Here is a 13893-nt window from a genome sequence, read left to right on the forward strand (position 1 = left end):
CGTCTCAGTCTCCGTCCGAAAAGGAAAAGCCGGCTGAAAGGCCGATGGCCGCGCCATATTCGTCGCTGATCCGGGTGATCAGGTCGCGGCTGTCGGCAAGCAGCGTATCGAGCTTGGCCTTCTCCGCATCGCTTGTGGCGACATCGATGTCGGGATTGAGCTTCGGCACGCTGTCGAGCAGCGATTTGAAGTCCTGGTCGATCGAGGCGGCAATCGGCTGCTTGTCCGGCGGCAGCAGCTCGGCCATGCCGGCCTTCTGCCAGAGCGTGCGCAGGCCCTCCAGATTGGCGGCCATCGATTTCCAGGTATTTTTGGAGCGCCAGTAGATCGCCATGCGCGGCCGTGGCGCGGAGTCCTTGCCCTTGTAGAACTGTTCCAGCCGCTGGTCGCGGACATTCTCCGCACCATGGACGAGAATGCCGAGCAGCGCCGTCACCGCTTCCTTGTTGTCCATGAAATCGTTGCTCTGCGGGCCTGGATGTTTCCAGCTCGCCTGCACGCCATCGGGCTTTTCCCAGGCGGCGACGACTTCGCCGGCCTCACGCTGGATATTGCCGGCGACCGCCTGGCCGTAAAGGCAGCGGAAGCTGCCCTTCTGCCCGACGAGATCGTCGGAGCCATTGCCGTAAAGCACGTATTCCAGCGCCGTCAGGCCTTGCAACGCAACACTCTTGCCGGCGATCGCATCAACGGTCGCATCCTTCGGATCGGCCTTGGCGATCAGCGCCTGCACCTGCTTGAGGCCGACGCCCTTGCGGTCGGGATAAAACAGGATGTGCTCGAAGAGATTGTCCTGGATAACAGGCCCGGTCTGGACGATCTCGATGATCGACCAATAGCGGATCGTGTCGTCGAAGGTGGACTTCGCTTTGTCGAGCGTCTGCTGCGTGCCGTCGGCGCAAAGATCCTTCATCGCCGTCGTCAGCCGGGCGGCCGATTGCTGCATGTTGCGATAGCCGGGACGGATCACCTCGTCGACGGCGCGCTGCATGACGGCGGGAACGGCATCCTCGTTCAGCCCTGCCTGGGGAGTGGCCGTCTGGGCGGCCGCTGATGTCGCGAGGCCGATCAGAGGAAGGCAGAGCAGGGGGTGCCAAAGGCGCATCAAAGTGACTCCAGGAATGTAATCAGGGCCGCCCTGTCGTCGGTCGACAGGGAGGAGAAAGCGTTGCGGGCCTTTTCAGCTTCGCCGCCATGCCAGAGAATCGCCTCGGTGAGGCTCCGCGCACGGCCGTCATGCAGGAAAAAGCTGTGTCCGCTGACAGTCCGGGTCAGTCCTATACCCCATAGCGGCGGCGTGCGCCATTCACGTCCGCTTGCAAGGCCAACCTGTTGCCCGTCGGCAAGACCGTCGCCCATATCGTGCAGGAGAAAGTCGGAATAGGGCCAGATCAGCTGGAAGGATTGTGCCTTGTCCGGCGTATCCCGGCGGGTGACGAATTTCGGCACATGGCAGGAAATGCAGCCGGTTTCGTAGAAGATCCGCTTGCCCCTCAGCGTCTCGGGGAAGCTTGCCTTGCGGCGCGAGGGAACCGCGAGATTTTCAGAATAGAAGGTCACGAGGTCGAGAATGGGACCCGGCGCTTCTTGCGCGCCGAGGCGTTTCTGCACCCCGCTCGGCATATCAAGGCATTTTTCTTCTGCCCTGGTGCAGTCGCCCTGCGCCTTCGGCTGATCGGGCGTCGAGATGCCGATATCATTGGCGAAGGCATCCGCACTCTGGTCGCGCACCGTGGCGTTCTGTGCCTTCCAGCCGAATTGTCCGAGCGCGATCTTGCCGCTGCGATGGTCGCGCACAATCGCCGCCTTCCCCGAAATACCGTCGCCATCGGTATCGTCCGGATCGGCATGGGCGAGGATATCGGCTTCGGGAATGGCCTCGATCAGTCCGAGGCCGATCATCGCCGAGGCGACACGCGGCGAAATCGTCGTCGCGGGATCGAGCGGTCCATAAGCGGGATTGACAACCGCATAGCTCGGCCGGCGCAGCGACACGGTCTCGCCGTCGCCGAGCGTTACCCTCTCTTCCTGGTAGCTGATCGCCATCTTTCCTTCGGCAGCAAGGCCGGGAACGGCGAGGTCCTGCAGCTGATGGCCGTAGACCGGATCGGGAAAGTTGACGACATCAGCACTCGCGATTGCCTTTTCTTCCGCCGGCGTCGTGGCCGCGCGGGAAAGCCGCAGCAACATCGAGGTGGCGCTCGGGCCCCCCTCCGGCGGTTTGCCGCGGCCGTCATTGACATGGCAGCTCATGCAGGAGCGGGCGTTGAAGAGCGGCCCGAGACCATCGGAGGCCTGCGTCGAGGAGGGAGCGGAAACCCAGAGCTTGCGGAAGAGCGCGTTGCCGAGCTTGAAATTCTGCTCTTCGTCGAAGGGGATGTTGGCCGAAATATGCGAGAAGCTGTCCTCGGTGACGGGGTCGATCGAGGTCGTCGCCCCTGCCTGCATCGCTTCGTATTGTTCTGCCTTGGAAAAATCCGCCGTCGGCCGGGTGACGTCGGCGACACGTTTCAGATCGGCCTCGGAAAGGTCGGTGCGTTTCGTCGGCAGATCGAAACCGGCGGCGATGCTGACGGAAAAACCGGCAAGCGTAGCGCAGAGCACTGCGCTGGCGATCAATCGGCGGGCCGGGGCATGCGACATTTCAGGGTCCGGGCCGCTCCGGTTTTCGAAGCGGCCCGCCTTTTTGCTTATTTGAAGACGGCGTTAGGATTATCCAAGCTGTCGGAACCTTCAAGCTGAACCGTGCCGAGATCGAGTGCGGCAATAACGCGCTGCACCGATTTCGTCTGGTCGATCAGCCCGTCGATGGCGGCCTGGACGACGGCATTGCCTTCCTTGTTGCCCTCGGCGATCATCTGGTCGTACTTCTCGACCGTCTCGCCGCGCTTAGCCATGGCGTTCATCGCATCGAGCGTCTTGTTGAGCTTGCCTTCCACTTCGGCATCGAGCGCCTTGTCCTTGGCGGCCACCAGATCGTGCAGCGACGGGCCGCTGAGCTTGGTGCCGTCGACGCGGGTATAGTTGCCGGTATAGGCGGCGGCGATGCCGATCGCGTCGTTGAGATGCGAGTTGTAGGTATTGTCCGAGAAGCAATCATGCTCTTCCTCGGGATCGTGCAGCAACAGGCCGAGCTTCATGCGCTCCCCGGCAAGCTCGCCGTAGGAAAGCGAACCCATGCCCGTCAGGCTCGCGACGAGACCGGCCTTCGGATCGGCTTCGACGTTCTTCGTCGCAGCACCGTCCGGCGTCCAGTTGTCGGTCATTTCCTGCAGGTCGGAAACGAGCAGGGTGGAGGCGGATTTCAGATATTCGGCGCGACGATCGCAATTGCCGTGCGTGCAATTCTTGAGATCGTAATCCGTTGCCGGACGGTCGCCGGCGCCAGGCCCCGTGCCGTTCAGATCCTGACCCCAGAGCAGGAATTCGATGGCATGATAGCCGGTCGCGACGTTGGCTTCGATGCCGCCGGCCTCGGCCAGCGTGCCGGAGAGGAATTCCGGCGTCAGCTTGGAGGCGTCGACATCCTTGCCGTCGATCTTGATCGTCTTGTTGGCGATGACATTTGCCACATAGAGAGAGTTTTCGTCGCTCTCGGTGCCGTAGGAGGCATCGACATAGTCGATCAGGCCTTCATCGAGAGGCCATGCGTTGACCTTACCTTCCCAGTCGTCAACGATCGGATTGCCGAAGCGATAGACTTCCGTCTGCTGGTAGGGAACACGTGCCTTGATCCAGGCGTCCCTGGCGGCCTTGAGCGTCGCGTCGGTCGGCGCCTTCAGGACGGCGTCGATGGCGGAGTCGAGCGCCTTGGCTGTCGTCAGCGAGTCTTCGTATTTCGCATGCGCCAGATCGGCATAGTGTTTCACTACGGCGGCGGCATCGGTCTCGGCATGCGCGGGAAGGGCGAGCAGGGCGGCGGGGGCGATCGCCAGCACGGCTGCGCGGAATTTGCGGTTGAGCTTCATGATCCTCTCCTGTGACGGGATTTTCCGTCTAATCGGGCTCCGTCTCTTCGCGCAAAAGCAAACTGGTGTCAAACACTCTAGTTTGGAATGATTTTAAGAATGGACAGGCGCGGCCAACCGGTCATTTTTGAACGGCATCTGCTTGAAAAATCGGCAGCAACCGTGCCATTTCGCCGCGGCATCGCCATCCGTTGCAGGCCTCCGCTAAGCCGCGTCAGCCCTTCCGCTGCATACGGCAAAAGAAGAAGCCGTCCGTGTCGGTGGAGGCGGGCGTCAGAGTCACCGTCAGGCCGTCGGAAGAATGCGGACGCGGGGCGTCCTTTCCAAAGAGCTGGTCCCAGGCAGGCAGGGCGCTGACGATCTGAAAATCAGGATTGGCGGCCGTGAAGCGGCGCGCCTGTTGCTCGTTCTCCTGAGGCAGGACCGAGCAGGTGACGTAGATCAGTTCGCCGCCTGATTTGACGAAGCTGCTCGCCTGCGCCAGCGCGTCCTGCTGCTGGGTCGTGCGTTCGTCGAGGTTCTTGGCCGTCAGCCGCCACTTCGTATCGGGGCGGCGGCGCCACGTGCCGGTGCCGGTGCAGGGCGCGTCGACCAGCACCTTGTCGCAGCGTTCGGCAAGGGCGGAGAGCGCCCTGGCGTCGTCATGCACCTGGACATTGCGCGTGCCTGCCCGCTTCAGCCGCTCGATGATCGGCGCCAGCCGTTTGCGGTCGGCGTCATAGGCGTGAATCTGTCCCTTGTTCTGCATGGCCGCCGCCATGGCGAGCGTCTTGCCGCCCCCGCCGGCGCAATAGTCGAGAACCTGTTCGCCATCATGGGCGAGCACCAGGTCGGCGACGATCTGCGATCCCTCGTCCTGAACTTCGAACCAGCCCTTTTGGAACGAAAGCTCGGCTGTCACGTTGGGAAGACGCGAGGCGCCTTCGCCGGCGGCAATCCGGATGCCGTGGCGGGCGATCTTCGCTGCATGCGCGTTGGCTCTTTCGAGCGCCTTGACGACCTTGTCGCGGGAGGCCTTGAGCAGGTTGGCGCGCAAATCGAGCGTCGGGCGGGCGGCGAGTGCCTGTGCCTCGGCGAGCCAGCCGGAACCGAAGGCCTGTTCGAAGGAGGGTTGGACCCATTCGGGAATATCGCCGCGGATATGCGGCGGCGCATCGTCGAGGGAGCGGCTTTGAAAGGCCGAGGCGGCGTCGGCTGAAAGCGGCGTCGGCGCAAACTTGTCATCCGCCAGCTCAGTGGCAAGACTGTCCGGGGTGAAACCCCATTGGCGGAACATGACGGCATGGGCAATCGCCGCGGCACTATCGTCATCCATCAGCCAGGCATGGGAAAGCCGCATGCGCAGTGCGTCATAGACGATGTTGCCGATCGCAGCACGATCGCCGGAACCAGCGAAGCGGTGCGCGAGGCCCCAGTCTTTCAGCGCGTCGGCGACGGGCCGCTTGCGGGCATCGATGTCCGCGAGCACAGAAATCGCCCCTTCGAGGCGGCCGCCCAGACGCATTCACATGTCTCCTGTTGCCGTGGCGTGTGAACGACCAGCGCAAACGCGATAGTCACGCAGTGGATTGTTCACAAGTCTCAACCGGGTGGTAACCGCGATTGACGGCAAGAGCAAGCGCCGCTTCCGGCGCCTCAGCTGATGACCTGGTAGCAAACCTTCGCGGTGCCGGAGCTCACCATGCCGATATTCTGCGCGGCGGCGCGCGACAGGTCGATCACACGACCACGGATGAACGGACCACGATCGTTGATACGAACGACGACAGTGCGGCCATTATTGCGGTTGGTGACCTTCACCTTGGTGCCGAAAGCAAGTGAACGATGTGCGGCAGTCAAGATGGCAGGGTTCATACGTTCCCCGGAAGCAGTTTTGGAGCGAAGTGCGTACCATGAAGCACCGCCACAGCCATTTGCAGCAAAACCTTCCGCCGGAAGCAAGGAAGAACAGGCGGCAATAGTTGCGGCGACGATAATAGAACGACGTATTTTCTTCAAAACAGAGTATCCCTCAACTATTGAACTCACGCCCTTGCAGGCGGCGGGGCTTAAATCTGCGAAAAAGTGGCGAAAAAGTGCCGGATGTGTTCACGGAATATTACAATCTGTAACATTCGTGAGTGCGGTGATGGAATCTCAGGAATCCATGCCGCCCTCAAATGTGGAAAAAACCTAATAAAATCAGCTAAAATCCGAACGAATTTTCCGAAGGGATAGTTAACGGCCTGGCGTTCACGAAAATCGCGAAAATATTTTTCCGATTTCGCCATATTTGCTGCCACATTTGGGCAAATTTAAAGGCCGTTAACCATAAGATGCGGCGAAAATTGTCCGGCCAAAGCGGCAAAGTAGGAATTTCCTACTCATTTTGGGTGAGTACATCCCGTCGTAAACAGGACTGCATTCTAACCAAGCCAGCGCCCGTCCTGCCACAATTGCGCAAGCGACATCGGATAGTTCGGGAAGGAGAATTCGAAGCCGGTGGCCTTCAGTTTCGCATTCGAGATGCGTTTGTTCTCGCCGTAGAAGGAGCGTGCCATCGGCGTCAGTTCGGCGGTCTCGAACGCTTGCTCGGGCGGCGGTTCGACGCCCATCAGGCGGGCTGCCTCGACGATCACATCCTGCGGCGGGCCGGGCCGGTCGTCGGTGACATTATAGATGCCGCCGAGGCCGCGCTCCGACAGGAAGTGGGTCGCGGCACCGATATCTTCGACGCGAATGCGGTTGAACACCTGGTCCTTCTTGATCAGCCGTCGCGCCGTGCCCTTCGCCAGATTGCAGAAGGCGTTGCGGCCCGGCCCATAGATCCCGGAAAGGCGGAGCACCGCCGCCGGCACACCGCGCTCCTGGCCCATCGCCAGCCAGCCCTCTTCTGCCTCGAGCCGCTCCTTCGACCGCCCGGAAATGGGCAGGCACGGCGTTTCCTCACTCACCCAGGCTCCCTTGTGATCGCCATAGACGCCGACGGTGGAGAGATAAGCGATCCATTCAAGCTTCGGCAGCAGGCTTGCGCCGTCCTTGTCAAGCAGCCGCAGCAGCGGGTCGGCCTTTCCAGGCGCGATCGACTGCGCGAGATGCGTTACACCAGTCAACGCCCGGCGCAGCCCCTCGTCCATGCTCTCGCCGTCGAAAAGGAATGCTTCGATGCCATTCTGGCGGAGCACGTCCATCTTGTCTGGCGAACGCGTGGTGCCGGAAACACGCACGCCGTTGCCGGCAAAGGCCTTGGCGATCGCTGTGCCGGAATAACCGCAGCCAAAGATCATCACATGCATCAGCCCACTCCCGCCAATCGCCATTCGTTCAGGACGTCGTCATCTGTCTCATCCGCCCTTTGTGCGGCAAAGACCGAGAATTCGCCAGCCTCCATCAGCCGTGAAAGCGCCCAGACCGCCATGCCGCGCACTACGGGCGAGGGATCGTCCGAAAGCTCGCAACATGGCCCGATGAGCACCTTGTCGCCGGAATTGCCGGCGGCGATCAGGACGTTGCGGACGAAGCGGTCGCGGCCGATCCGCTTCACCGGCGAGCCGCTGAAAAAGGTACGGAAGGCGGCATCGTCAAGCGTCAGCAGAAAGGCGATCGACGGCTCCTTCAGATCTTCCCGCGCCTGCAGCTTCATCTCGGAGGCGGAGCTTGCGAACTTGTTCCAGGGACAGGCGGCAAGACAGTCGTCGCAGCCATAGATTCGATTGCCGATCAGCACTCGCAAATCGGCGTCGATCGGTCCCTTGTGCTCGATGGTGAGGTAGGAGATGCAGCGCCGCGCGTCGATCTGGTAAGGCGCCGGAAAGGCAGCCGTCGGACAGATGTCGAGACAGGCGCGGCAGGAGCCGCAATGATCGCTCTCCGGCGCGTCGATGGCAAGATCGGCGGTGGTGAACATCGTGCCGAGAAACAGCCAGGAACCGTGCGTGCGGCTGACGAGATTGGTATGTTTGCCCTGCCAGCCGAGCCCCGCCGCCGCCGCTAAGGGCTTTTCCATGACAGGCGCCGTATCGACGAAGACCTTCACGTCGGCGCCGGCCCGTGCCGCAAAGCGCGTGGCGATTTCCTTCAGCCGGCCCTTGATGACGTCGTGGTAATCGCGGTTGCGGGCGTAAACGGAAATTGCCGCTTTATCAGGCTTGTCGAGGATACCGCGGGGATCTTCCCCCGGTGCGTAATTCAAGCCGAAGACGACGACGGAGCGCACGTCGCTCCAGAGTGTGCGCGGATCGCCGCGCCGGTCGCGAGTCTCCGCCATCCAGTCCATCGTCCCGTGGCGCCCGGCATCGATGAACTGGCCGAGACGCTCCTTGGCTTGCGGGATCGCGTCCGGGCGCGTGATGCGGCAGAGATCGAAGCCCTTGGCAGCAGATTCCGCCCGAACGAACTCGGTCAAATTGTCGCGGCGGCGGCGCCCTTTGTCGTCATTGTCAGGTTCGGGCATGAAGAGCCCTCGTCAGAAATCCAGATCGGCATAGTGTGAAACCGGTGTCAGTCCGCGCACGCGCTCGGTCAGCATCGGCCGGAAGGAGGGACGTGACTTCAGCCGCTGGTACCAGTCCTTGACGACGGGCGAATCCGCCCACTCGATCTCGCCGAGATAATCGAGGATGGAGATCGAGGCCGCGGCGGCCAGGTCGGCATAACTCATCCGCTCGCCCGCCAGCCACTGACGCGAACCGGCGAGCCAGGTGAGATAGCGCATATGCTGGCGGATATTCGCGCGCGCCGTGCGTAAAACCTTGGAATCTGGCGCTCCACCGCCCTGATCCGCTGTCATCTGCAACTTGTAGACACGCTCGCGGGCGAGCGGCTTGGTCACGTCGTTTTCCATTTTCTGCATGAACCATTCGGTCAGCCGGCGGATTTCCGCCCGCTGGAAAGGATCTTCGGCGAGCAGCCGCCGGTCGCGCTTCAAGACGCCATGCGTCTCGTCCAGATACTCGGAAATGACGCTCGCGCCGCAGAGCGCGCGCATGCTGTCGTCGACATAGACCGGCAGCGTGCCGGCCGGATTGAGCGCCAGGAAATCCCGGCGCTTCTCCCATGTCTGCTCTTCGATCAGATCCGCCTGATAGCCGTATTCCGCCAGGATCAGCCGGACGAAGCGAGATGCGGATGACATGGGATGATGATAAAGCGTGGGCATCGATACTCGGGCGTTGTGATTGCTGTTACAGGACTGTGTGGCAGCTCAATTATAGCGCCCTAGTCATGACTCATTGGTTGAAGCTATAGGAGCTTGGCCCCGCCAATACAAGCGAATCGGATTTTTCAGGCCACCTGATAATGGCGAAACACGGTCTAACAAACGAATGGAAGCGGCAGCCTGATCGGCCCAAGCGCTCAGGCCCGACCGAACTTTAAACCGGAGACAATGTATGGATTATATAAATGCTGCAATTCTCGGCGTCATAGAGGGGATCACCGAGTTCCTGCCGATCTCGAGCACCGGTCATCTGATCATTGCGGAGCAATGGCTCGGACATCGGTCCGATATGTTCAACATCGTTATTCAGGCGGGCGCCATCCTCGCCGTCACCATCATTTACTGGCGTCGGCTGCTGGATCTGGTGCTTGGCTGGCGCGATCCTGCCAACCGCGATTATGCCGCCAAGCTGATCGTCGCCTTTCTCATCACCGCCGTTCTTGGACTGGTCGTCAAGAAGCTCGGCTTTGAACTGCCGGAGACCGCGACGCCGATTGCCTGGGCGCTCATCATCGGCGGTATCTGGATGATTTTTGCCGAATGGGCCGCCGCCCGCAGGCCGCCCCATAAAGAGATCACCTGGCTTGTCGCCATCCTGGTCGGCATCGCCCAGATCGTCGCCGGCGTCTTCCCGGGAACGTCGCGCTCCGGCGCCACGATTTTCGTCGCCATGCTGGCTGGAACCGGCAACCGCGCCGCTGCGACCGAATTCGCCTTTCTCGTCGGCATACCCACAATGTATGCCGCCAGCGGCTATGAATTGCTGAAGACGTTCAGGGATGGCGGAGCGGCGGGCGAAGACTGGACGGCGCTCGGCATCGCCTTCGTCGTCTCCACGATCGTCGCCTTCATCGCCGTCAAATGGCTGCTTGCCTATATCAGAAGCAACCGGTTTACCCTGTTTGCTATCTACCGCATCATTCTCGGCGTCTTGCTGCTCGGCATGGCCGCGACCGGCTTCATTGCCTGAGGCATCCGTCCCGCATTGCATTCGCGCAACTCCCTGCGCGAATGCAAATGCAAATGCCCGCCGGACTTCTCGAATAGACACTGGATTGCCGGCAGGGCGCCGGTTTTCAGATAGGCGATGTTGAGGGGATAAGCGCCCGCCGCCGTTTTTGGTGCAGGCGAGACTGAACGTTCATTGCGGAGCGCGCTGTTTCAGGCGCTCCGGTCGACTGCTGGCTTGGAGCAGCATGCCGGCGCAGGGCCGGCCTTTCGTCAATGGATGATCGAGGCCGTCGAGCAAGGATCGACGCCGTAGGCCGGCGAACAATCGCCCTTTACCGCCGCGACCGAACCGGGCGCAACGAAAGAGCCTGCAAGGATAACCAGCGCCGCACACGCAAACAGGAGCGCGATTGACTTGCCCATCGAGAAATGCCTTTCACAGTGATTGCCGCACGCGACCGCAGGCGTTGAGTCCGTTGGAAGACGCGCGGGTTTGGTAGTCAGTGGAATGGCAAATAGCAATAAACGTTCCTGCTAAATTTGGCGTTAATTCCACAAAAATTCCGATGCGTCTTTTATGCAACGAACTCAGTGTGGTGCGCACCAAAACATGTGGAGCTTGCGCCGGCATTACAGCACCGTGCGCTTTTCAAGACGCGCGAAGGGCGCTGTAACATCCGATTCAACTAAATGCGGATACGCTCTAAAGCTCTTCGGAGCCATCCTCTCGCACTTCCGTATTTCTGCGCCGGCGCTGGGCCTTTTTGGCAATAGAGCAATTCAGACTCGATGCGATAGTCGACCTGCAGCGCAAAGCCGTCGGTTCCCAACTCGATAACCTCTTCATGCACAAGAATGCTTTCTGAAAAGGGGAGCCGAATGTTTATCAGCCGAAACAGGCAAGGCCCGCCAGTTCCCGAAATCTCTATTGAATTTGTACCGTTTCGAAGACGCGCGCGTGCGGTTATACCGTTAGTGCTCATGGAGGCGGGGCGTCTGCCGTTTATTTTAATCTTAGTTCCGTCATCGAGTTTCGTACCGCTCGGATCGAGAGAGGTTGAATTGGCGCGCTCGACTGAATTCGATAGCGATAGCCATATATCGCCTTTGCGACGTGCTCGGGCAATTTCGGTTCCTTCGCGCTTGTTGATCGTAGTGAAATGCGTTGCGTGAAGTGCGACATCCGAGTGAGTATCGCTGGCAGTCCAGCGGGGCAGCTGATCGTGGCGAAGGGCCGAGCACTCTGTAGCTACGGATCGAATTGGCTCCCAGTCTTCCCAGATCTGTTTGGGCTGTTCAGTGCACAATGTTTTGTAGTCCTCGGAGAGGTAATCGCAAAGAAAGGCGAACCGGATGGCGTCAGATCGATTCAGGCTGGGAGCGTGAAAGAGTCTGTGGTGAATCAAAATAACGTCACCCGAAGATCCGCAAAGTTCTATAGGCTTGCGTTTGGCCCAATAAGTAAGCTCACGATCGTATTTGGCAGTCTTGTCGAACTCCAATTTGGATGAGAACGCATTGTAGAGCGAGTGGTGACTCCCCGGCCAGACAAGCAGGCCGCCTCCTGATGGGCCGACGCTGCTTAGATAACAAAGTGCAACAAGATGAGCCGGGTGTGCCTCAACGTGTGGGGTCGTGAATTGTCGCAGCCGCATACGTTCAGGGGCGGGGATATTGGGATAAAGTCCTCGAACTCTTATCTGCCTCAAAGGGCGACCGATGAGTCCCAAGGCAATTTGCTCTAAAGGCGATCCGGCCCCGAAACTCTTGTGAATGACCTGATCTTCGACAAGTTCGCCCTTCTGGAACTTAACGAGGCCGCGCCGATAGTTGAGATCAGCAAGGTGACAGCTGTCTTGGACGTCACCACACCAAGATTGTGGGTCATTTTTGACCCAGTGGTCAGGTAATTTGGACCAAGTCCGCTCGATCAGGTAGTCGCAACTAGATTGCGGTATGATCCCTCGTAAATGCAGATACCCATCGCGGGCGAACGCCATCAACTCGTCGCGTCCGACACTTTGCATCAATATTTTGGGATCCAGGTCCCCGGCCGTTCTCGTCATTCGTCCCCCTCCTTTGTCTCGTTCGTTAATTCTCCTCCGCAAGAGTTGAAGCCATTAATTGGCCTCGGGCGGTGAGAGACACTATTGCGATTGGGCGCCAATGTCAGCGGTTTCGTCTCTTCGTTCACACCCGCCAGATCGATTTGTATCTACCATGGCGAGCAGTTTGCCGTGATTCGAACGGTTCGAACAGTGTTGACGGACGCCCGATGGGAAAGGACGGCGCCCATTGTCAGGGCAAGATCACCGATCCCGGCCGCGGGGCGGCCACAACCGGCTTTTCTGGAGGCGGTCCTGTGGAAGGCATGCACCAATAGTCCCCGGCGGGATTTGCCGAAAGAATTCGGCAACTGGAATACGGTCTTCAAGCGCGTCGACGATTAGTCGCCCAAGGAGGTGTCCGAGCGGATCTTCGACGCCGTCTCGGATGACCCGGACATGGAACACGCCATGATCGACACCGAAATGAATCTCAACAGGCCTAGAGTTTTTCCAGTAAAAGTACGGTTTTGCGTCCGGAATTGTGTGAAAACAAAGAGATAGAGCATTTCCATGATTCGCAGAAAAACGGAAAAGCTCTAATTCCTTAATCGATTCCGATTTAGGCGGTACGTGGTGCGCCAACGCCAAAACGCCCCCCGCGGTATCGGCGGACGGCGTTATCGTTCCTCGGAAAAGATGGTCAGGCGGCCTTGCCGGTACCGGTGTACTGGCCGTGCGGACGATAGTGCACCAGGTAGGAGCCAAGCACCGATGCCACCATGGTGGGCGCAATGCCGAGGCCCTTCAGCGTGCGGCCTTCCGCCTCGGCTTCCGGGGAGACGACATTGTCGCGCTTCAGCAGGCGCACCTGGTCCGGCGTGATCGGCGGCGTTATGAAGGGGATCAGCGAAGCGATGCTGCCGATCATCGAAGCGATGCCGAAGGGCAGGGATACCAGCGGGTTCTTGCGGCACGTTACCTTCAGCATCGTCTCGAGACATTCGCGGAAGCTCAGCACCTCAGGCCCGCCAAGCTCATAGACCTTGCCGCCGGCAACCTTGCCGTCGACGGCACGGGCGACGGCCTCAGCGACATCCTCGACATAGACAGGCTGGAATTTCGTCTTGCCGCCGCCGACGAGCGGCAGGATCGGCGACATGCGCGCCATCTCGGCGAATTTGTTGAAGAAGCTGTCCTCCGGTCCGAAGACGATCGACGGACGGAAGATCACCGCATCGGGCTTGACCGAGAGGATGGCCGTTTCGGCGCGACCCTTGGTGCGGCCATAGTCCGAATCGGATTTCGCGTCGGCGCCGATCGCCGAAATATGGGTCAGCGTCGCGCCTGCCCCGCGCGCCGCCTCAGCAATCGCACGACCGCCGAATTCCTGCACGGCGTCGAAAGTGTTGCGGCCGGTTTCGTGCAGAATGCCGACGCAGTTGACGACGTGGCTCGCACCGTCGACGGCCCGGTCGATCGAGCTGCGGTAGCGCAGGTTCGCCTGCACGAAGGAGATCTGGCCGACATTGCCGAGCGGCTGCAGAAAGCCGGCGAGATCGGGACGGCGCACGGCGACGCGGATGTTATAGCCGCGCTTGGCCAGCGCCCGAACCACGTGCCTGCCCACGAAGCCGGACCCTCCGAACACGGTGACGAGCGGCGGCAGGTTGGCAAGGGTCATGGCAGGCTCCTCGAAAGGCTGTGCGGAATGCTTGATTGGCTTCGTCTT

At 60.4% G+C, this 13893-nt stretch carries 13 protein-coding genes; 2 read left to right on the forward strand and 11 right to left on the reverse strand.

Going from position 1 to position 13893, the window contains the following annotated elements:
- Positions 1-4 precede the first annotated feature (4 nt).
- From AC1D2N_RS10830 to AC1D2N_RS10865, 8 genes are all read right to left on the reverse strand, one after another.
- Positions 5-1105: an imelysin family protein gene (locus AC1D2N_RS10830; RefSeq protein WP_130653458.1), complete on the reverse strand. Its 1101-nt coding sequence runs from the start codon at positions 1103-1105 to the stop codon at positions 5-7.
- A complete protein-coding gene (locus tag AC1D2N_RS10835) occupies positions 1105-2643 on the reverse strand; it encodes a di-heme oxidoreductase family protein (protein WP_130653459.1) in 1539 nt (512 codons plus the stop codon). The genes AC1D2N_RS10830 and AC1D2N_RS10835 overlap by 1 nt, the downstream gene beginning before the upstream one ends.
- A 47-nt stretch (positions 2644-2690) precedes the next feature.
- On the reverse strand, positions 2691-3968 hold the full coding sequence (locus AC1D2N_RS10840) for an imelysin family protein (RefSeq protein ID WP_130653460.1): 1278 nt from the start codon (positions 3966-3968) through the stop codon (positions 2691-2693).
- A gap of 214 nt (positions 3969-4182) precedes the next feature.
- The gene (locus AC1D2N_RS10845) at positions 4183-5472 is read right to left on the reverse strand and encodes an RsmB/NOP family class I SAM-dependent RNA methyltransferase (RefSeq protein ID WP_130653461.1); all 1290 of its coding nucleotides are present in this window, start codon (positions 5470-5472) and stop codon (positions 4183-4185) included.
- 131 nt (positions 5473-5603) lie between these two features.
- Positions 5604-5966 carry a septal ring lytic transglycosylase RlpA family protein gene (locus AC1D2N_RS10850; protein ID WP_130653462.1) on the reverse strand — a complete coding sequence of 121 codons (363 nt, stop codon included), beginning with the start codon at positions 5964-5966 and terminating at the stop codon, positions 5604-5606.
- Between the two features lie 407 nt (positions 5967-6373).
- Positions 6374-7243: an SDR family oxidoreductase gene (locus AC1D2N_RS10855; RefSeq protein WP_130718674.1), complete on the reverse strand. Its 870-nt coding sequence runs from the start codon at positions 7241-7243 to the stop codon at positions 6374-6376.
- Positions 7243-8400: a tRNA epoxyqueuosine(34) reductase QueG gene (gene queG / locus AC1D2N_RS10860; RefSeq protein WP_130653464.1), complete on the reverse strand. Its 1158-nt coding sequence runs from the start codon at positions 8398-8400 to the stop codon at positions 7243-7245. The genes AC1D2N_RS10855 and queG overlap by 1 nt, the downstream gene beginning before the upstream one ends.
- A 12-nt stretch (positions 8401-8412) precedes the next feature.
- Entirely contained in the window at positions 8413-9105 is a 693-nt protein-coding gene (locus tag AC1D2N_RS10865) for a glutathione S-transferase family protein (protein WP_003544722.1), read from the reverse strand.
- A gap of 232 nt (positions 9106-9337) precedes the next feature.
- Here AC1D2N_RS10865 and AC1D2N_RS10870 point away from each other — a divergent pair, with 232 nt between their 5' ends.
- On the forward strand, positions 9338-10135 hold the full coding sequence (locus tag AC1D2N_RS10870; RefSeq protein WP_130653465.1) for an undecaprenyl-diphosphate phosphatase: 798 nt from the start codon (positions 9338-9340) through the stop codon (positions 10133-10135).
- Between the two features lie 251 nt (positions 10136-10386).
- Here the strand turns inward: AC1D2N_RS10870 and AC1D2N_RS10875 are convergent, their stop codons facing one another.
- Together AC1D2N_RS10875 and AC1D2N_RS10880 are read right to left on the reverse strand one after the other, a co-directional pair.
- Positions 10387-10539: a hypothetical protein gene (locus tag AC1D2N_RS10875; protein WP_003544729.1), complete on the reverse strand. Its 153-nt coding sequence runs from the start codon at positions 10537-10539 to the stop codon at positions 10387-10389.
- Positions 10540-10802: 263 nt separating this feature from the next.
- Positions 10803-12182 carry a phytanoyl-CoA dioxygenase family protein gene (locus tag AC1D2N_RS10880; RefSeq protein ID WP_047617365.1) on the reverse strand — a complete coding sequence of 460 codons (1380 nt, stop codon included), beginning with the start codon at positions 12180-12182 and terminating at the stop codon, positions 10803-10805.
- 192 nt (positions 12183-12374) lie between these two features.
- On the opposite strand from AC1D2N_RS10880, the gene AC1D2N_RS10885 reads away from it, so the two are divergent.
- Positions 12375-12566, forward strand: coding sequence for a transposase (locus AC1D2N_RS10885; protein WP_376774783.1), 192 nt, complete (start codon positions 12375-12377; stop codon positions 12564-12566).
- Between the two features lie 298 nt (positions 12567-12864).
- Here the strand turns inward: AC1D2N_RS10885 and AC1D2N_RS10890 are convergent, their stop codons facing one another.
- Entirely contained in the window at positions 12865-13845 is a 981-nt protein-coding gene (locus tag AC1D2N_RS10890) for a complex I NDUFA9 subunit family protein (RefSeq protein WP_130653466.1), read from the reverse strand.
- Positions 13846-13893 lie beyond the last annotated feature (48 nt).

It is taken from the genome of Rhizobium sp. P1_B8 (assembly GCF_056406515.1).